Source organism: Paenibacillus sp. PvR133, assembly GCF_017833155.1.
Taxonomy (GTDB): domain Bacteria; phylum Bacillota; class Bacilli; order Paenibacillales; family Paenibacillaceae; genus Paenibacillus; species Paenibacillus polymyxa_B.
In genome coordinates, this window is sequence record NZ_JAFIBS010000001.1 from 158,669 (window position 1) to 178,664 (window position 19,996).

At 41.0% G+C, this 19,996-nt stretch carries 15 protein-coding genes and 2 pseudogenes; 2 read left to right on the forward strand and 15 right to left on the reverse strand.

Annotated elements, in window-relative coordinates:
- Positions 1-214: 214 nt before the first annotated feature.
- The 11 genes and pseudogenes from JOE49_RS00700 to JOE49_RS00750 all read right to left on the reverse strand — a co-directional run bounded on the left by JOE49_RS00700 (position 215) and on the right by JOE49_RS00750 (position 14,991).
- The gene (locus JOE49_RS00700) at positions 215-763 is read right to left on the reverse strand and encodes a DUF1643 domain-containing protein (protein WP_209940408.1); all 549 of its coding nucleotides are present in this window, start codon (positions 761-763) and stop codon (positions 215-217) included.
- 595 nt (positions 764-1,358) lie between these two features.
- Positions 1,359-1,880, reverse strand: coding sequence for a hypothetical protein (locus JOE49_RS00705; RefSeq protein WP_209940409.1), 522 nt, complete (start codon positions 1,878-1,880; stop codon positions 1,359-1,361).
- Between the two features lie 20 nt (positions 1,881-1,900).
- Complete coding sequence (locus tag JOE49_RS00710) at positions 1,901-4,870, reverse strand: contractile injection system protein, VgrG/Pvc8 family (protein WP_245248334.1); 2,970 nt, start codon at positions 4,868-4,870, stop codon at positions 1,901-1,903.
- Between the two features lie 76 nt (positions 4,871-4,946).
- Positions 4,947-5,362: pseudogene (locus tag JOE49_RS00715) on the reverse strand (DUF4280 domain-containing protein).
- A gap of 15 nt (positions 5,363-5,377) precedes the next feature.
- The gene (locus JOE49_RS00720) at positions 5,378-5,884 is read right to left on the reverse strand and encodes a hypothetical protein (protein WP_209943530.1); all 507 of its coding nucleotides are present in this window, start codon (positions 5,882-5,884) and stop codon (positions 5,378-5,380) included.
- 14 nt (positions 5,885-5,898) lie between these two features.
- Positions 5,899-7,191: a pentapeptide repeat-containing protein gene (locus tag JOE49_RS00725; RefSeq protein ID WP_209940410.1), complete on the reverse strand. Its 1,293-nt coding sequence runs from the start codon at positions 7,189-7,191 to the stop codon at positions 5,899-5,901.
- 62 nt (positions 7,192-7,253) lie between these two features.
- Positions 7,254-8,600 (reverse strand): annotated as a pseudogene (locus JOE49_RS00730) (phage baseplate assembly protein V).
- Positions 8,597-9,271, reverse strand: a complete 675-nt coding sequence (locus tag JOE49_RS00735) for a hypothetical protein (protein WP_209940411.1) — start codon at positions 9,269-9,271, stop codon at positions 8,597-8,599. Before JOE49_RS00735 ends, JOE49_RS00730 begins: the two are co-directional and overlap by 4 nt.
- Before the next feature lie 2,001 nt (positions 9,272-11,272).
- Positions 11,273-12,526: an ATP-grasp domain-containing protein gene (locus JOE49_RS00740; RefSeq protein ID WP_209940412.1), complete on the reverse strand. Its 1,254-nt coding sequence runs from the start codon at positions 12,524-12,526 to the stop codon at positions 11,273-11,275.
- Between the two features lie 22 nt (positions 12,527-12,548).
- Complete coding sequence (locus JOE49_RS00745) at positions 12,549-13,760, reverse strand: ATP-grasp domain-containing protein (protein ID WP_209940413.1); 1,212 nt, start codon at positions 13,758-13,760, stop codon at positions 12,549-12,551.
- Positions 13,753-14,991: an MDR family MFS transporter gene (locus JOE49_RS00750; protein WP_209940414.1), complete on the reverse strand. Its 1,239-nt coding sequence runs from the start codon at positions 14,989-14,991 to the stop codon at positions 13,753-13,755. Before JOE49_RS00750 ends, JOE49_RS00745 begins: the two co-directional genes overlap by 8 nt.
- A gap of 210 nt (positions 14,992-15,201) precedes the next feature.
- On the opposite strand from JOE49_RS00750, the gene JOE49_RS00755 reads away from it, so the two are divergent.
- Positions 15,202-15,468: a hypothetical protein gene (locus tag JOE49_RS00755; RefSeq protein ID WP_209940415.1), complete on the forward strand. Its 267-nt coding sequence runs from the start codon at positions 15,202-15,204 to the stop codon at positions 15,466-15,468.
- A gap of 101 nt (positions 15,469-15,569) precedes the next feature.
- On the opposite strand, the gene JOE49_RS00760 is transcribed toward JOE49_RS00755, so the two are convergent.
- The 4 genes from JOE49_RS00760 to JOE49_RS00775 are packed head-to-tail and all read right to left on the reverse strand — an operon-like array spanning position 15,570 to position 18,767.
- Positions 15,570-16,673 (reverse strand): threonine aldolase family protein, encoded by a 1,104-nt coding sequence (locus JOE49_RS00760; RefSeq protein ID WP_209940416.1) that lies wholly within the window; start codon positions 16,671-16,673, stop codon positions 15,570-15,572.
- Positions 16,674-16,716: 43 nt separating this feature from the next.
- Positions 16,717-16,992 (reverse strand): MoaD/ThiS family protein, encoded by a 276-nt coding sequence (locus JOE49_RS00765; RefSeq protein ID WP_209940417.1) that lies wholly within the window; start codon positions 16,990-16,992, stop codon positions 16,717-16,719.
- A gap of 25 nt (positions 16,993-17,017) precedes the next feature.
- Positions 17,018-17,572 (reverse strand): MPN domain-containing protein, encoded by a 555-nt coding sequence (locus JOE49_RS00770; RefSeq protein ID WP_209940418.1) that lies wholly within the window; start codon positions 17,570-17,572, stop codon positions 17,018-17,020.
- Positions 17,573-17,609: 37 nt separating this feature from the next.
- Positions 17,610-18,767, reverse strand: coding sequence for an aminotransferase class V-fold PLP-dependent enzyme (locus JOE49_RS00775; protein WP_209940419.1), 1,158 nt, complete (start codon positions 18,765-18,767; stop codon positions 17,610-17,612).
- A gap of 199 nt (positions 18,768-18,966) precedes the next feature.
- Here JOE49_RS00775 and JOE49_RS00780 point away from each other — a divergent pair, with 199 nt between their 5' ends.
- Positions 18,967-19,986 (forward strand): ThiF family adenylyltransferase, encoded by a 1,020-nt coding sequence (locus JOE49_RS00780; protein ID WP_209940420.1) that lies wholly within the window; start codon positions 18,967-18,969, stop codon positions 19,984-19,986.
- Positions 19,987-19,996: the final 10 nt, after the last annotated feature.

Below are 19,996 nucleotides of genomic sequence, written 5' to 3' on the forward strand. Positions count from 1 at the left end.
CACCTTAATAAAAATTCACCCAGAATGGTACGATTTGTATGTTATATGATTGAGTATAACACTGAATAGTATAAATTAGTTCTAAAAAACCATACTTTATACCCTATTTTTTTCAAACCTATCAAACCAAAGTCTTTTTCCATATCAAAAAAACCAATCATAATAAGCGCTTTCAACCAAATCGATACATTTTTATGTAGTCTTTAACATTAAATCACTTCAACTTAAACGGTTGGGGTATCAACATACTATCTGGCAAGCGTCCTGGATGGACTGGGTGACCGAATTTTGTTTCTCCAAAGCACATAATTTCTTTTTCTTTTTGTTGTTCTAGAAGACGTAAAACCTTATGATTCATATGAAATTTCTCCCCATCTTTACCCCACGCTAAAATTGCATAATCTGATTTAGCTATAGATTTTTCAATTATCTCCATGTTATTCTTATTCCCACCACTAATCTGTTTGTAATTGAGCTTAAATAACTCAGTTGGTTTAGGGGTTATCCAGGGATATAAATTCACAATAATTACAGCTTTGCAATTTAAGTGTCTATGGATAGCATTAATACATTTATCAATTGTCGGATCAACAACATCTTCGTCGGTTTTACTAGGATTGAGCATTATTAAAGTAGTTATTTTATTTAAGGAAGACTCGCTCCAAGCATATTCAAAATAATATCTGTATTTGCGTTTAGACTTTAGTTTAGTGTCAAAAACTACATTAACATTTTCCTTTTCTTCTTCAGACCAAAACCTCACACTGAATTCTCCTTAATTCATATTTATGATTGTATCTTACCATCTTTGGTCTATAAGATGTCTACAGTCTTAATACTAACAATGAAAAAAATCCGCCCTATGAGAGGGCTTTTAGTATGGAGACGAAGGGAGTCGAACCCTGTTAAGGTTTCCCCAAAACCTTATTCTACAAGCCCTTATTTTTTCTGTCCAACTTAGTGTAGCCGATCCATACGTCATAGCAACGTATCATATTCATGCAGAATACAACACAAGATGACCCTTTTTTTTGTTTAAGGACAAATAACCATCCCCTTTTTAATCTCAAAAAGCGACGATACCGACGAAAGCGTCAAACTAAGCCAAAGTCAGTATCGTCGCTTTCTTTCTGTAGAAATGGAGAGAGTCCCGTCATTCTTACTCTTAATGGAAAAAGGAGGCAGAACACGCATCTATCTAGCTTCTCTTTTGCTATTTATCACATGTGTCCATTAGAAACACTAACAAGCTTCGACCTGAATTGGTCAAAACTGGGCCTACTTAAATAACGTACGTTACATAAAAAAGATACCATCATGCGGCTAACTCATATTGATGCAAAACAATTCCACCGTCTTTAATGATTAAATTCAATACAAGTTTCTTTTGGGTAAGCCCCCACTCTTGGCAGGACTCTCTCCACAAAGTTTTCTTCCCAAAAATGCTTCTGTTCTATACCACCTATATTAATCCCGAGAAATGAGGGATCAATAAATAAATCCTGCCCGTTAATCAATTTAATATGCAAAACATCACATATTAACGCATCATGCTCCATCTCCAAATTGAAAAATATCATACAACTCACTTCATTAGTTGCTAATGGGTTCGTGAATATAAAATCACCGATCTTAGCTTTACTAGGAGTCATATCTTCAATATCATTTTCATATTTGAAGGAATCAACTATTGTGATACGAAGTCTACCATAACCATCTATTGCTTCAAGTTCAATAAACTGATCACCAAACTCAAAGTATACAAAATTCGTATTAGCAACAAATTCAGAAACCCCATCCTCTTCCACATGTACAACACCAGTTAAATGGATATCATCTATTGAATTATACCCTATCAGTTCTTTCATTTTTTCTAACATAATATAATACCCTCCAATTTTTATGGGACAAAAACTATATTCAGGTCCATTGCCTTACCTTGTTCAAGAAGCGTGACCCATTCACCATTAGGCTTTGTTACCACTGTCAGCCCCTCTCCCCTATATATGTTAAGTACTCCAGAATCTCTATTTATTGTCCCCTTACCAACAAATTCAAATGTCCCATTATCAATATTTTTTTGAATATCCTGCAAAAATCTAGGCCCATCTGCTTCGAGTTTAGGATATTTTGTACCTAGCTTCTTTTCTAAAAGTGTTTTGTGTTTGAGAAAATGCTTTTTGAAATTATTACCTGCAGTAACTACATTTTTTCCAACTTCACCAGTAGTTTTAGTTTCAGGAAGCTTTTCGTTTGGTTTACTTGGTTTCTCCGAGGAAGGTGTGCCTTCACTCTTGCCTGACTTCGCACTAGAGGGTTTAGACGGCGCTGAGCTACTTGGCCCCTCGCTTTTAAACATTCGATAAAGATCCTTAGTACTTTCCACACTATTGGATGCTCCGGTATACGTTACCGCTGCCCCATGTGCTCCCAAAAGGGCAGATTGTGCCATAGCAAGGACGCCTACAGGTGCCCCTACTCCCGTGGTCGTTACCAAACCACCTAAGAATCCTTCCCCCACAGCACCAGCCATTTCTACGACTCCGGCTACAGTTGTCAAGGCATGTCCGATCACTTCACCTGTTTTACGCGCCTTCGGATGATCTGAAGCATATTCCTTATTCATTATTCCAAACGAGTAATTTGTTACAACCGCTGCTCCTGCTCCTAATACCACTTCTCCACTCACATCTGCCGTATACTCCAACTCGTTCGCCATCTGCTTCGCCATAATGGCTTCATTTTCGGCATTCTGGAGCTGGCCTGCCGTCATAAGATCCCACCATGATTGCTCTTTTTCTTCTTCCTTTGGCTTCGACTGTTGGGCCATGTAATTTTCGGAATTCACCTTCCAGCGTTGTCTCAAATCCGCAGGAATCTGTTGGTATGCCTCCCCCACTTCATTTGCAAGCCGCCGTATATAGGGTACTATATCCTCCATTGATGTGGGTAACCCTAATTCACGTGCACTCGTAAACACCTTCCCCAGTATCCACTTGCTATAATAGGCATCCCTGGCTTTCTCGTGCTCGTACTGACTGATGAGTCCTTCCAGTGCTAAACCAGCCAAATATTTCAGCGGGTGCAACCCACCTTTAGCACCTCCGCCTCCAGCACGACTCGTTCCTATGCTACGAACAGGAATAGCTGCGGTTGCGAGCAGAATCGAACCCGCTGCTATTCCCATAGGTCCGATTAGCGCTGCTGCTCCCATCGCAACTCCCGCCACTACTCCCATCACCGGAATGGAGCCTAACAGCTTGGACACCGTACCCAGCATCGCATCGGCTTGTTTTTGAGCTGCCGGGCTCGTGATTTTCGCGGTCGGGGGCTTTGCTGTGCTGTTGGATGAAACCTTCGCTGCTTCGGATTGTGCTGCTTCATATGCCTTAATACTCATCAGCGGCGGTTCCGGCACGGGAGGAAGATCCATGACGAACACTGGAGCCTTCACCGTACCCTCTTGATCAATCACTGGGGCTTTAACATCCGTTTCACCATCCAGCACCATACTGCTGGCTCCGCCCTTTAGATACAATGCACTTCCCGCCTCAAGTGACAGCTCCTGACCTGCATCCAGCTTCACATGACCGCCTTGAATCTGCACATTTCCCGGACTGCTGACGGTTATACCACTCCCTTCATGGAGTGTAATGGAAAATGCCCCCGAGGTGGACAGAGTTAGCTCTTGCTCCGACATGTCCACGCCACTTCCTTGCGCATGTCTCCATACTTTGACGTCTGGCTGCCCCGTTGCGTGTCGCTGCTGCCGTAGCGAATCCGTCACATACGCTTCATGTTCCCGGCTCGTCGGCAAGTAAAGCTCCACACGCTCCCCGATCTCCGGCATATCATACCAGCCGCTGTGTTCTTCCGCTACATAACGAGTGACCACCGGAAACCAGCATGCTTTAGCTGGGTCTTGTTTGGGATCGATATCTAGCTGGAGCTGTACAAAGTCTTGCTGTACCTTTAACACACTACCCGTAAGTGTAATGCCCGTAACCTTATCGTTTTCATAACGGGCATAGCGGATATCCTGTTCGGCCTGGAGATCGTAACGAGTGAGCAACAAGCCATCCTCTAACCGTGTCACCGCCCGAACGACAACCAGTTCTTTTCCTGATCCAATCGGTAACGTAATGAGATCTCCTAGCGCATAGTATTGCAGGCTTTCGATCACGTAAGTCACATACGAGCCTGCACGTTTTCCCGGCTTTCCCTCGTCCAACTCATGAAACGTTTTCCGTACCCGGTAAAATACATCCCGTTCCACCCTGTACGGTTTGCCTTCCGGCATCCCGAAAAAAACCTTGGGCGAAGCTGCGGTGATCTCCGGCACCAGCACCGACCCAAAGCGAGAGGCAAGGCGCTTTAAAAACGCCCAATCTGTCTCCTCATATTGTAAAACAAAAGTGTCTAGTTTGGCATAGTTCGTGACGGTATCAATGGCATCTCCATACTGGTATTTTCGAACCATTGTTGTGACCAGATCATCATAGGTACGATGAATATCCTGATAGGATCGCTTTTTCAGCTTGATATCCATCTGATACGAATGTGAAGCTGCCTCCAGTTCAAAGGTATACACCCCTCGCCTGCAATGCACCGACATACGTCTAACAATCCCATGGAACAATCGTCTTATCGACTGTCCCTGCTCATCCAATTGGCGGATGACAATCGGCTCCTCCTCCATGTTCTGCCCAATACACGCGGCTCCCTGTTCTTCCGACAGCATGCCACTTACCATCAAATATGCATGATCGTTGATGGCTCTTGTAATTTGAAGCTTCTCTATATGTTGAGGCTGAAAGGAACCGTAAAAACGCAGGCTTTCATACCCGATTCCGTTTTGTAATACACTCAAGTGAGTTCATGTCTCCTTTCAGGCGGCTTAAAGCCGCGAGGCCGCTTCCGAAACCCAACGGCTTTGAAACAGGCCCTTAATCCAGCTCCTGCCCGTCATTTTCAATTCGGATATGACCACAATACAGACATTGATGGGTACAGTTCTGTGTCAAGGCGGGCTGCCCTCGATCTTCACGTCACTTTTCCCGTTCAGCCACGGCATGGTCAGGACCGGAACACACGGAGCCTTCTTCACGCCATAGATGTCCACCATCTCACTAGCCTGTACGGCTGGATTTAGAAGACTGGAGCAATTCCCAAAAGACTGAATGTTCACTCTAGGCACGTAATCTCCAATGTTCATTTGCGCTTTGTTTTTCACGTAGACCCCAGGGCTAAAAGGTCGTTTCAAACGGGTAGGCTGCGTGCCATAACTACAGCTTAAAATTGCTCCTGCCACGACATAGCTCTTTTTTGCACCCGTTCCTGGTTTCACTTGGGCTTCTCCCACCTTACTCCATCCTCCTTAGTGCTCCATCTCGATTCTTTGTACTCGAATGCCTGTAAAAGATCGACGCAGCAGACTTTCTGCCACAGCCAAATGGATATAGATATGAGGTTCGATCAATCCCACAATCCGAAAAACGGACGATGGGATATCTCCCGGTTTGAGCACTAAATGCTTCAACGTATCATTGGGGTACCATTCCGTTTGTGCGGACAAACAGTCCACCATCGGCGGACGAAGCACCCAGTACACCTCCTGTCTGACCTGCTGGAAATTAGTAAGGACGGCCGCTTTCCATTTCAGTCCCGGCATATATTTTTCCAATAATGCTTTCAGCCGATCCGACACCAGCGGCAGAGGAAATTCCAACAAGTCCGGGTACACTGTTCGTGAATCGGTATGTACAGCCAGAAAAAGAGGATCATCCTGCTGTTTCTGTCCCTGGGTCTCTGTCAAGATGTCTTCTACTTGCAGAGGAGTCAGCGCAGCAGGCTCCACCCGATGTTTTACCCGCTCGTCTACCATCAGTCGAAAATATCTCAATGCAGCCACTCCCTTTTTCTAACGGCATCCCTCGCCTGTGCAGACGCAGACGGCTCTTTGTATGAAAGGGAAGCCTCAAGAGTTGCCCATTCCAATCCAATGGCTCCTCTACGCTGTGCATCGGTAAATATGACTCCTTGTACATTGGCGTCCGTAAAATCAGTTCCGATCAAACAAGCCCCTTTAAAGGAAGCACCTGACACATCCGCTCCAGCAAAGCAGGCATCCGTAAGATCCGCCCCGTTCAAGAACGCCCTTTGTAGTAACGAATTTTGAAATACGGCTCCTCGCAACTGTGCATCTTGAAAACGGGCCCCCTGCAAACTCGCCCCTGTGAAATCTACGCCAGCAAAACCCAATGGCTCCCAATCTAAAGAAGCATCCGAGCCATATCCGGCGTTACCCATAACGACATCCAGTATCGCCCCTTTCATCGAGCATCCGCTAAAATCGGCTCCATGAAGCAAGCTGTACGTTAAGTCGATTCCATCGAGTTGACTTTCCTGCCACATCGTTCCAACCAAGACACAGCCATGCAAGCGACTATGTTCCATCTCGATTTGGCGAAAAGCCGTATAGCGGAAATCCAACTGACTATAATCTCCGTCCGAAAGCTGGATTTTCTCCAACGCCTGATAGCTATAGGCATGCTCTTCTTGTTCCTCCAGCCACGACCGGATTTCGCTCGCCTCCAACGCTCTGCGATCTTCTTTATACACCGATACAGTGTGGTCCATATATTCCCCCACACGAATCTCAAATGTTTCTTCCCGATCCAGCTCCTGAAATTCAGGTAAGTGCACCGCATATTTCATCGCCAGCCGCATTATATTTACAACAAGTACATGAATATGTACCGCTGCCTCCAGCATGACCTGCTCCCATTCAAGCTCCGGTAGAGAAACATGCTGCTTCTCTACCTCCCTTCGCAATTTTTGTTGCAAATCGGTCCAATAGGAATATGTCCAGCTTGTATCCCATTCGAATCGGATCGGTTCAGGATCAAGTACCCATAAAGCGTTCGCTGCCTCCACCAGATAGGTAGGCCGCTCCTCCAACCATGTGGTACGTAGCATGGAGTACGTGATATAACCGATCTTTTCTTTTCTTCCTTGAAGCTGCTCTTGCCGAATGTCCCGGCAATATCCCCGAAACTCCTCGACACAGGCTTGAATCCGCTGATCTTGCTTCGCTTTGAACTTCAGCGCCCAGTCTCTGCGGATCAGGAACCACGCCTGATTTAAGATGACTTGCTGCTGCGGGTTTAGCTCATCTATAGGCTTCTCCATTTGCATTCCTCCACTAGTTGAAGCTCTTCATATGTCATATCATCATACTGCCGCACTACAGCCTAATTCGACTTCACTTCACTGCCCTTCATATCCACTGATCCGCTCAATTGAATATGACTGCCGTTGCAATCCATACGCAGCTCACTGCCTGCGGACAGACTCATCGTTTTCCCAGCAGATAGACTCAAATTTCCACCCGCTGAGATACTTACTTGCTTGCTGCTTACGATATGAATGCCTTCCTTGTCGTCCAGCTTGATAAAATGGGGTGTTCGCCATATTTTCATCTGCGGATTGGAAAACTTGTTGTGTCCGTCCCCTCTGCCTGCACGTCGAACCGCCCTCCCCGCTATCCCATCTTCTTCACGACTGCCCGGAAAATAGAGTGAAACCGGATCACCTTTTTCCGGCATCACATACCAGCCAGTATGGCCCCCAGCACTATACACCGTCGAATAGTTGAACCAGTGTGCCTTATCTACATCCTGCTTCTCATCGCAATCCAGATGGATGCGCACCTGATCCTGGCGGACGTCCACAACCATACCGCTTAAAGAGGCTCCCGCCAGCTTTTCCTGATAGTAGCTTTTTTGCCGTAAGCCTTTGTACGAGGCAAGCACATATTGATGCCGCAGCAGCCCTTTTCGGTATAGGCTTCCACTACATACAAGCTGTGTCCCTGAAAGGCCATCTGAGCTCCCAAATCCAGTACCTCGTCCGTTTCTACCTCATATAAAATAAAGTCATTTTCTGTCACCATCGCCTGCTCATTTTCCTGAAAATAACGGAAAGGCAGCATCTGCTTGCGCACGGTATAACGGGTATGATCCAGCACGACCTGTGCAGGGCTATCCTCAATGCCAAAATAAAATTTAGGACTGTCAAAACGAGCCACAGGCATCAGGCTCGTATGATACCGGGAGGCTATACGTCTCAAGAACGCCCAGTCCGTCTCCTGATACTGGATGGCAAGCCTTCCGATTTGCTCTCCACCTGTCGCTCCATCAATCACATCCAGCCCTTCGTAGTCCTTGCCAATCTGCTCCAGCATCTGAGGAATGGTCATTTTGGTATATTGAAGAGCGAGTACGCTTTAGGATATCCATCCTGTAGGTATGGGAGATTGCCTCCACTTCCAGATAGTACACGTCCCGCACGACCTTAACTTCGACTGATAGAGCCATTCCGCTGAAGAGCGGCTTGCTTTCGCCCGATTCATCCCGTTGGCTCACCTGAATGGCGGTGTTCTTTTCCGTTGTTTCCACATAGCTGTCCTGCATATCCTCGGGGATAATTCCTGTAAAATAGAGCCGGGTATGCTCATTGATTTTTTTCGTGAGGGTAAGCTGCTCCAGCTCAACCAACTCGAAGGGATAGATTTGAATTTGATCGTAACCGAGGCTCATAGGAAAGCCACTCCTTTCTCAAATGTGGAATCCGAAGGTGACGGAACAATATGGAGCGATTGCACTGTATTTTCTGCCACAGGCAACCACGCTTCCATGTCCGATTCCATACAGTTAAACGTACCCATCGTCACCTGTCCCTCATGGACAAACAACAGCATTTCGTTGTACAGATTAACGTCCACACCTGCTGCCACAAAACGAATCAGCCCGATGGCCAGCCCGGAAGGATTCACAATCATTTCCGTACCGATCCAGTTACGAATCGGTTGTACAGACCGCAATACATCTGCCATTTGTTCTACAAACTCGAGAAGCTCGTCCACCTCCAAAGCCGATTCTGTCGGATTAAAGGTGATGTTCACCGTACCGTCCAAAGAGGTATAAATGATCTGCGGACGTTGTTCCGAGGGATATTTAAATCGGGCTTGCTCCAGTGGCATCAGGCTAAAAAATTTGGGGATGCTAACCGCCATTTGTCCATCCAAAATCGTTTTCCATTCCAACGGGATCAGCTCATCACCCATCCGTAGCACCCTGTTTTGTTCAGCAACGGAGTTGTCCTGATCGGGTACATCAGCTTGAGATAGGTTCGTATTTACGTTATTAGATGCTGCATCATGATTAAGCTTATTTTTGAGACTTAGGATATGCTCGTCCATATAGTCCATAGAGGTAGTCCCTTCTTCTTAAAAGGATGAGAGTTTACTTCAAAATACGAAAGTAAGAGGGGATATTTAACAATAGCCCATCTTATGTATGTATCGGCCAGAATAGAGATTATGTTTACAGAAAGAACCATACGAAGCGTTATTTTCAATGTATATTTCTGAAATTAATATAGAAATGAGGATGAATAGGAACGGACTACCGATCAAACTAAATCCGTCTTAGCCAAAAAAAAAGAAATTATCATGAGAGCACACACCAGATGTTCCTTTTCTTTTTTAAGGGCAAATAATCATCCCCATTGAACCTAAAAAAATTGACGGTACCGACGAAAGCGTCATTCTACGCCAACATCGGTACCGTCGCTATTTTTCTTTAAGAAATGGAACAAATTCCCTTTCAAACTGCTTGCCAAGCATTCTTTCTACCTGCTCTTTTCCCTTTCAAATTAAACTTATGTAAATGAAAAATCAATACTATTCAGTTATATGCAGTGCATAAAATTTATAATCCAAGTTTGTAGACATGATGTCTACAAGTTCTAGTACAATTTGTCCCTTAATAATTTCATGTGTTTAGTTACATTAAAGTTGGTAACTGAGAAATCCCATACTTACAAGTAATTTCGGGTAATTCATCAATATTTTGAATTACATTAATGTTGGTAACTAATAATACACCCTTATTTCTCAGTTACATTAATGACAGTAACCACAATCTATACTCTAAAGAGCCTTTACGATCTAGATTGAAATATGAATAGCTACCCGTTACAATATCCCAAAAAAAATCATGTGACTAGCTTTTGATGTCTGCACAAATGAAACAGAGAGGACTATAAATTTCACAGGACAACCATGATAGCTCACTATATGAAGATCAAACTGGCTCTCCCTTTAGTATCCCTATATCAATTTCCTTCCTGCGCTAAGTGCAACTCGAGGCAATCCGGTAACAATTTGAATCTCCTACTGATAGTTTTGCAAAAAAGTGCCTTCTAAAGTAGCTCTGTAATATAGTTGTTGTTTTAGAGGATTATCAAAGTGTAAATAATATATTCTTAAAATATTTCACTATCGAATCGGATTCGAGAATATTAACACGGTTTTTTCCTTGATAAGACTTATTGAATCAAGGTCTCCATGAAAGGAAACGGCTTCATATATCTATTCCAATTAATTGAAAAACTCTTAACTCATCTTCCAGATAAGTTAAGAGTTTCTCTTCAACCTCGGTAATAACTTTTAATAACTGGCCCATGCTAGTTTTAAATTTCCCAAACAATTAATTATAAATCAACTTGTTATGTGCAACGTGGTTCCTGATAAGTATTGAATTTTCCACCGGTCCTCAAAGTGGCAAAAGTCACAAGGGAACCAATTAAAAAATAATATTCCCAAAAATCCTTGTCGAATTCTAATTGGTCGATTAAGAGTGCACATAGCTTAGTCTGAAAACGGATTATACCTTTTTGCATAAATAAATTATTCATGATATCGAAACTGCTTTAATAGTTCCTTTTGTTGTTTATCATTAAAAATCTTATCACTACTAAGCACTCTTTCTGTGCCTTCATAAACCACTCAGAGAGACTTTGTTCGCTTGGAACCGCAATTACGGGCAATTTCCTCGGTCTAACCTAGCTATTCGTAATTCTTCGTGGTGAATAAAATTTAATCTGGTGATTTCACCTATTATGTGTTTAAGAATCCAATGATGTTAAAGAGATTCTGAGACAATTCACGTCTAAAAGTCGATTGTAAATAAGAGATACAATTATGCATGTTTCCCATTACGCATGTATCTTCGAGTTTCATCAAATGATTTATACGTTCAGCATTTTGAAGATTTGGGAAGCTTTCTCTTCTTCCGAGAAATAGCGTGCAATGTAAATAAGAACTTTTCTGTACTTTGTACAATAGACTCGCTCCTATATTGCCCGTACCTATAATCGCAACATTCAAGCACTTTTCCCTTGAATACGCCCATCAACCCTTTCATATTTACCCGTCTGTAAGTCTAAAATGAATATTTTGCGCCATCTCACACACATTTTTTAAGGCCAATTCAACCGTCTCGCCTTTAGCAATAACATGGGCATGCGCTAAGGTTCGCCTTTCTGAAATAATTCGATCGCCTTTTGTTCTATAAATATGTAGCTCTACGAGATTAGGGTTTTGATGAATACGTTCAATACCCACAACATCAACCTCATCCACAATCCCATCTGCATCAATGAAATGTTGATAAAAAGCAATTGGGTCTGGTTGGATTTTTTTGATTTTAGGATTTATCCCTAGAGCGATATCCATAATTTTGTGTATCATATTAATCTTTGTAGAGTTCAGGACGGATAAAAAGATAGGTCCGCCCCCTATTCTCGCCCCTGTTTCTATGATGTACAGTTCATTATCATCGGTAATTCTATATTCCGTATGCGTTGCACCACAATGAATTCCAAGCGCTTTATTGGCTATTTGAGTCGTCTGAATGACTTTTTCTTCAATATTTTGAGGGAAGGAGGTTGGTGTTGAAAACATCACCTCTGGAAAAAAATTGGACTCTTCTGGCATTTGCTTATCGTGTATCGCCAATACCTCAGTCACATCCTCATAAGTTAATGACTCGACACTAATTTCTATCCCTTTTATGTATTCCTCGATAAGTATCTTTCCACCATAAACTGCCCACGCTTTAGGATACACCGCATCCTCCTTAAAAGTCGCCCATACTGAAAGCCTCATACTTTCAAAATGCGCTCTCAATTCCTTTTCATTATTTATTTTAAGAACAGCTAGGCTGCCGCCCCCTATTATTGGCTTAACCACAACAGGATACCCAGATTGCTTAGTAAATGCTCTTGCTTCATCAACGCTATCTACAAGAGCATATTCGGGACACTTTATACCAAACGCTTCATACTGCTGACGCATTTCATATTTATTTCTCGACTTATAGGCAGCTTCTTGAGAAATAAAAGGCAGACCTAGCGCTTCAGCAACTGCCGCTGCAGTAGGCACTGCATGTTCTACAAATGTGACAACCCCATCTATGGCAACTTTTTGCGATAAAGCCTTAGCGCTTTGTACCGCCTCTTCTATTTTTCTAACGTTGGCACATACGACGTGGTCCACATATTCAAGTTCCCATGTTGGGTTTTCCATCATCAAATATAATGTTGCACCATAGACCTTTGCCTGCTGAAAATGCATTTTTCGACTTGGGTTAGGTAGATGAATAATTAAAATATTTTTCATAATAACTCTCCTCTCTTCCCCTTTAAACCGTTTCAATTCTTAAAACGTTAAATACATCATTAAAAATCGATTCAAGAGCCTCCCTAGATGGGGCTTTGGCAACCACACACCCTAATCGATCACGATTCCAACATAATTCATTTACAACATTTCCTACTTGGCAATATAAATCGATAGAATGTACTCCGTCCATCCGTTTAATCGCTTCAACACCTTCTATTTCAACAATCTTTCCTGGCTTTGCAGAAATAAATCTCGCCCCAGAAATCTCTCTCTCTCCCACTGGTACAACTTCAACTACTTCTCCCATAAGCTCTGAAAAAATAGGCGTAATGAGATCATACTTATTCCCTAACTCTGTAATTGTGCTAATTTGATCTCCACCGTAACGTGTGTGTATTTCACCACAATAAAAACCTTTTGGTGTAACAAATCCTTCTATAAACATGGCACCAAAAAAAACACTTGCAGCTTTTACAATGTTTTCAGCGATATTTTGGAAGTCTTCAGCATCTAACACTTCTGATTCATAGGCTGTGGTATGCCCCCTCTCAACGAATGTCCCTGGGAATAATAACTTTTCAGTCACGCCTAAAACGTAAACTTTACCATTACACACGACGACCTCTAATGAAATCTCTTGCCCTTCAATAAACTCTTCTGCTAAGACAACTCCGTCATTGCCTTCTGTTTTGCAACGCTCAAAAAAAAGATGAATTTCTTCTTCTTTGGTAATTTTAAATACCCCTAAGCTTCCTTGCATTTTTAAAGGCTTAATTATGATAGGTGCAGCTATACTTTTAAAAAAGTCCTCTACTTCTTCTAAAGTGCTGCACAATTGATACTTCGCAGATAAAACACCCTGCTTTTCAAAATTAGCCTTTGTTTTAAATTTATCGTTGCAGGCTTCTACAACGTCAAACGGCAAGCCATACAATCCCAACTTTTCAATCACTTTAGCCGTCGGTTCAGAAGAAAATTCTCTAAACGTGTACATCCCATCAATTTTTTTCTCATGATGAAGTTGTTCTGCCACAGAATACAGAGCATTAAAATCATTAATATTAACTTCAATAACTTGATCTGCCGCCTCTACCAGAGCCCTATTCTTCTGCATTTCTGTAGGCGTCTCACCAACTATAACCTCATAATTCATTTGCTTTGCTCTCAAAACAGCTCTTTTTGTTAAATCTGGTGCAATTCCCACTAGAAACAATCGTTTTTTACTATGCATTTTTCCTCAGAGCCTCCATTATCTTCATATCGTTTTCTCTTAAATACAAATTCCTTGATACTAATAGAGCCAAAACTCCAAATAATGTAATTACTGCAAGAATAGAAAATAGAAGGGTTGATTTCCCAAATCCTAAAACACTGATACCAACGCCTCCGAGCATCGGTCCTAGGGCATTACCTAACCTCATAAAACTTATAGCACCAAAATAGGTGCCTTTTAGCGACTCTACAGCGAGCTCATCAATCAGAAAATCTATCATTGCCCCCAACAAAAGCTCACCTACAGTAAATACCACCATGGTCGCAATCAAATAAACAAAATGATGGGATAGTGAAAACATCACTAAACTTAAACTGATTAGTACGTTACCTAATGCAATAGATATGAAGGGTGTAAAGCGCTTCATGAGGTTAACGACAGGATATTGAATTAAAATCACCACAAATCCATTTACAGAGAGCAAAATTGAAAATGTCTCTACACCTTTCGTAAAAATGCTGGGTTCGCTAAAGTATTGAGGGAGTGTTGACGTCAAATGCGAGTAACCAGTAAATGTAAAAATAGTCCCCACTAAAGTCCACATGAACACCTTATCTGTAAAGATAACCTTGAGGGCAGGTACTAGCTTGACTTCACTCTTTTGAGTGCCCTTCTCTACTGTGCCATTTTCCTTCAATGTCAACAAAATCGAAAAGCCATATAGCAGATACATAGTGCCTAATAACACAAATGGCAGGATACTCGAATTTTTGCCAAGAGCAATACCGAGTATTGGACCTATAATGGCGCCCAAGTTCAATGCCGTCAATCGGAAATTAAAAACCATTAGCTTATTTCCTTCACTGGCATAGTCAGATAAAACCTTCCGCGTTGCTGGCTCAAATATGGAATAACAAATACCATTTAAAACATTTATTATAAAAAATTGTAATGCGCTGCTTGCTACCGTAAATGAAAAAAAGACTAAAGCCCAGACCACTGCTGTACTAATTAATATCTTTCTGGCACCATATTGATCGGTCAATACACCGCCCCAAAAGCTTGTGATGACTCCCACCAAAGCACTAGACGCTAAAATTATCCCTGCTACACTTGCTGGAATTCCCTTTATTGACGTGAGATAAATAGCAAGAAATGGCATACACATAAAATATGCAATGCGGCTAAATAGAGTTCCTATCAAGATATTCCAAGTTATTGGTCGTATCGTTAGAAATTTATTAATCACCTTACGCCCCCTTACTCACACTCTCAGTAACTATAATTTTCTGAAGTGCATTTTTCACTAAATTTGCAACACTTACAATATCTTCTCCGTTTACATTAACACTTATAATCTACCTCACAACATATTCTCCATAGGGATATAACCATAAATTTGTTTTTTTAAGGACTATACCAACTACATGGCCGTCATTCCTAAGTTTTTGTATGAATCATGACAATTTTTATCTCTGTATCACTAATCTCTAATTTTGAAAATTTAGATTTATTCGCTTTGAAAATAGCTTTGTATTATCATGGTCATCTTTTAGGCGCTCCACATGACAGAATAGGTTCTTCAAATATGAAGATAGCAACATTATTTTTTGTTCCAGGACTTATAGGAATAGACTTATCAGCAGAAAAACTTACTATTACACCTCCAAGTGAACTTGAGCCTAAAATTAGCCCTGTCATTGGAGGTGATATTCCTTTAATTTGAGTATGATCAATTTAAATAAACAGCATACTCATAAAGAACGCGATCCTACTAATTAGTATGCCAAAAACAATATTCCAAGCAAGTGTGCCGAATATAGGATTTTAAAGTTCAACACCTTGTAATCTTCTTTCTGTTTGGCTATGTTGCATTGCTTGCGAACATAAATTAGCAATTACATTAGATGCCAGTCTGATCTTTTCCGTATTAATATCGAGGTGGGTTACAGCCCGAATAGTGTATGGGGCCCACGGGTAGACCAAAACACCCATTTCTTTACATTTTTCTGCAAAGTTAACTGCTTTAATTCCTAATTTTCTCGTATCCAGCATAATCATGTTCGTCTCTGGAGGCTCTATATCTAACTCACATTCACAATTGGACTGGATCAAAGTTGCCAATAATTTTGCATGATCATGATCTTCTTTCAATCTAGAAATATTATTGGTAATAGCATACAAAGCAGCTCCAGCCATGAATCCCGATTGATGGAGACTACCTCCATACCATCTGCGGTATTTTTTTGCCTTTTCAATAAACTCTGATTTCCCCATAATGATCGATCCAAACGGTGCACCCAATCCCTTCGAAAATGAACAAGAAATACTATCAGAGAATGAGGCATATTCATTTACAGGAATGTTAGTAGCCACACAAGCGTTTAAGAATCGTTCTCCGTCTATATGCACTGGTATCCCTTTGGCCTGGGCATAGCTGTAAACATCCTTTAAAGCCTCTATAGGAAAGATACGTCCACCATGTCCGTTAATTGTATTTTCTAAGGAAATCAAAGCTGGCCTACTAAATAAATTGCCTCGGATTCTTTGCGTGATAGCATTATCAATCTGTTCAACTCCGAGTACTCCATCTTCTGTTTCGCACGTATGTAATAGTATTTTCCCCAGATCAGTTGATGGACCTGCTTGGAAGTAATTAATATGATAGCTCCGGTCAAGTATGACTTCATCTCCTGATTCTGTCCAACATCGAATAGATACCTGATCACTCATTGTACCTGAAGGCATAAAGAGCGCAGCTTCTTTACCAAACAATCTGGCACAATATTGTTCCAGCTCAATGGTCGTTTCATCCTCACCGTATCCGTGGTCCCCAACTCTAGCCATATAGATCTCTTGACGCATTTCTTGAGTTGGAGAAGTAACGGTATCGCTTCTCAGATCAACATACTCGATTTTATGGTTGTTCAACTTTCTCACTCCCTCTAATTTTTTCATTATGCTGGTTCACAAATTAACCACCTGCAATAGGCGACATAATAGTAATCACATCTCCGTCGTTCAAAAACGTTCCCCGCAAATCATTGACAATATTGTTATTCAAAAAAAACAATATTTTTCCATTGCTGTTTAACATATTATCGACATAACCCTTGAATGCTCCATAACTACTACATATTTGATCAAGAAACAAATTTTCCAAATTACAATTTACTGGAGCTTTAAATTTTTCCGAAGAAATTCCTGTTATTTTTTTCACTGCAGTTAAATACTTAACGGTAATTTCCATCGAGTTTTTCTCCCCCATTTTCAAATTACTTAAGGAAAATCTTAATTTCTTCTCCAAGCTTACCTTCATAAAATGCCCGCACCTTTGCTTCTCCAGTATCAGATATATAGACAATAAACATTACCATTTCAGAATCACGAGCCAAGTATTCATCTAACTTCGACGGAAGTTCTTTTGATTGAATTCCATTCCACGAATTTTCATGATGCATGTGATACGAGCCGATTAAAGATAAGTCGTACTTATCAAATAATGCCAACGCCTTCTGCACTTCTTTCGGAGATGCAGTCCATGCACGTTCTTCGACAGCAAGTTCAGCAGGAATTGAATAGTTTATTATCGCCTCATTCATATCATCTCGCATTGATTGGTCATAGCGAAAATTTTCACATAATGGTATAACCATTTGTACCGAAAGCACATTATTGTCTATCCTTCCTCCAACCAATCCAAAAGCTTGCTGTTCCATGGTTTCTTCAGGCATATAATGACAGTTGAGCTTTCGAATGCAGTGTGAGTATATTTCATTTTCCACCATTTTATCCATAAAAATAACATTAGCAACCTTCATCATGTCCAACTTTCTCACCTCCTTTCCAAACTTCTTTTAAGCTACTTCATACAATATTGAAGCTTTCAATAATATCTTTTAAGGCAGTCACAAGTGCATATACGTCTTCTTTCGTATTATAAAAACCAAAGCTAGCCCGAAGCGAACCTGTTGAGAACGAACCAGCTGTTTGATGGGCTAATGGGGTACAATGGAAGCCTGTTCTAAGAGCAATTCCAAAATGCTCATCAAGCAATTGCCCTAGCAAAATAGGCTCAATTCCATTCACATTAAAGGAAATAACTCCCGTACGCATTCGTAAATCGTCTGGACCGTATACTTTTATTTGTTTTATGTTTTTCAATTCTCCAATTAGAAGTTTGGCTAATTCCATCTCCTTCTCATATATGTACTCTACCGTATGTTCCATTACAAAATTCACACCCGCTAAAAGTCCACTGATACCTAAAGTATTTTGTGTACCGCTCTCATACCGGAAAGGCAACAATTGTGGCTGATCTGAATCTTCGGAATGATTACCTGTTCCCCCTTGCATTAATGGTTCCAACTTCAATTTCGGATTAAGGTATAACCCCCCAGTTCCCTGTGGGCCATACAAACCTTTGTGTCCAGGAAAGGCAAGCATATCAATATGCATTTTTTGTACATCTATCTTAATAACCCCTGCAGACTGCGAAGCATCCACTAAAAAAGGAATATTAAATTCTTTAGATAGAGAACCAATTTTCTCTATCGGTGTAATGGACCCAGTCAAATTAGAAACATGGGAAACGATAATAAGTGCGGTATCCTTTCTAATTTCAGCTTTAAATTTATCTAAATCCCATGTCCAATCTTTCTCAGGAGAAATATAAGTAATCTCAATCAGTCCGCTTTTTCGCAATTTTTCCAGAGGACGTCTAACAGAATTGTGCTCAAGAGTAGTCGTAATAATATGGGAACCAGCCTTGAGATAACCATGGATTGCCTGATTTAAAGCGTGAGTGGCATTTAAGGTGAATATAATGGAATTATAATTGTTTATATTAAACAATTTTGCTAATTTAATTCTCGTTTCAGACAATAAATCCCCAGTTTTTACCGACATTTTGTAGTTTCCTCTTCCAGGATTAACGCCGTATAAGAGATGTCCATGAACTGCATCAATTACACTCTGGGGTTTAGGCCAGGTCGTAGCTGCATTATCTAAATAAATAATTTCCATATAAATAACCATCCTCTTAAAATATTACACTTATAAATTTTTTAATAATTTAAAATTTTTAACATTTATAGTAGATTGACGTATTTTTTTAGTTAGCTTATCATAGAGAGGGGATTTTTACCATACTAAATTTCCAGAAATTTTTCATTTCTTCTTGTAGAACCATCTTGTCATTTAAAAGATACTAGGAGGTAGCTTTATGGACAGGTATTCAAGACAAACACTATTTTCACCTATTGGGAAATCAGGACAGAGCAAGCTTTTGAGTAGCCGAGTAGCGATTGTAGGCTTGGGGGCGTTAGGCTCGGTGTTAGCCAACCATATGGTTCGATCGGGGGTAGGGTACATTCGAATTATTGACAGGGATTTCGTTGAAACCAGTAATCTGCAACGGCAGATGCTCTATGATGAAACCGATGTTGAGCAGTTTTTGCCAAAGGCAGTTGCAGCATTTAACAAACTAAACTTAATTAACTCCTCTGTCAAAATAGATCCTGTTGTCGCTGACATCAATTCCGGTAATGCCGAATTACTTTTGGATGGATTTGATCTCGTATTGGACGGAACTGATAATTTCTTAACACGGTTTCTCATTAATGATGTATGCGTAAAAAGTAATACGCCATGGATTTATGGCGGTGCAGTTAGCTCAAACGGAATGTTTTCTGTGATCCGCCCTCATATTACACCTTGCTTTTGCTGTCTTTATGAATATTCTTCTGATCTTAACCACGGTGAAACTTGTGATACTTCAGGGGTTTTGGGACCTTTAGTAAACATTGTAGCTTCATATCAAGCCACTGAGGCTCTGAAGATTCTGACAGCTAATGAGCATATGCTTAGCTCTTTTATTCAACATCTTGATATTTGGCATAATGAAGTTGAACATTTCGAGATTGGACCAATAAACCCAGAGTGTCCATGTTGCGGAAAGCATCAATTTAATTTTCTAGACCCAGCGAAAACATATGATAACTTCACCTCTCTTTGCGGTAGAAATACCATTCAAATCACTCCATCAAATCCTAAAAAGGTAAACTTAGAAGCACTATCAAATAAAATTGGACATCTGGGGACTGTTGATTACAATAAGTTTCTTGTAAAGCTTCATGTAGATTCATATCAGTTGATATATTTTGAAGATGGTCGTGTACTAGTTCAGGGTACAAGCGATCTTTCTCAAGCAAAATCGCTTTATTCCAAGTACGTCGGTATGTAATGCTAGACCC

Coding starts and splice junctions, on each gene's coding strand:
- JOE49_RS00735 (WP_209940411.1), bottom strand. CDS start 9,271: ATGGACTATATGGACGAGCATATCCTAAGTCTCAAAAATAAGCTTAAT.
- JOE49_RS00705 (WP_209940409.1), bottom strand. CDS start 1,880: ATGTTAGAAAAAATGAAAGAACTGATAGGGTATAATTCAATAGATGAT.
- JOE49_RS00745 (WP_209940413.1), bottom strand. CDS start 13,760: ATGCATAGTAAAAAACGATTGTTTCTAGTGGGAATTGCACCAGATTTA.
- JOE49_RS00720 (WP_209943530.1), bottom strand. CDS start 5,884: ATGGTAGACGAGCGGGTAAAACATCGGGTGGAGCCTGCTGCGCTGACT.
- JOE49_RS00755 (WP_209940415.1), top strand. CDS start 15,202: ATGACAATTTTTATCTCTGTATCACTAATCTCTAATTTTGAAAATTTA.
- JOE49_RS00775 (WP_209940419.1), bottom strand. CDS start 18,767: ATGGAAATTATTTATTTAGATAATGCAGCTACGACCTGGCCTAAACCC.
- JOE49_RS00740 (WP_209940412.1), bottom strand. CDS start 12,526: ATGAAAAATATTTTAATTATTCATCTACCTAACCCAAGTCGAAAAATG.
- JOE49_RS00765 (WP_209940417.1), bottom strand. CDS start 16,992: ATGGAAATTACCGTTAAGTATTTAACTGCAGTGAAAAAAATAACAGGA.
- JOE49_RS00725 (WP_209940410.1), bottom strand. CDS start 7,191: ATGGAGAAGCCTATAGATGAGCTAAACCCGCAGCAGCAAGTCATCTTA.
- JOE49_RS00780 (WP_209940420.1), top strand. CDS start 18,967: ATGGACAGGTATTCAAGACAAACACTATTTTCACCTATTGGGAAATCA.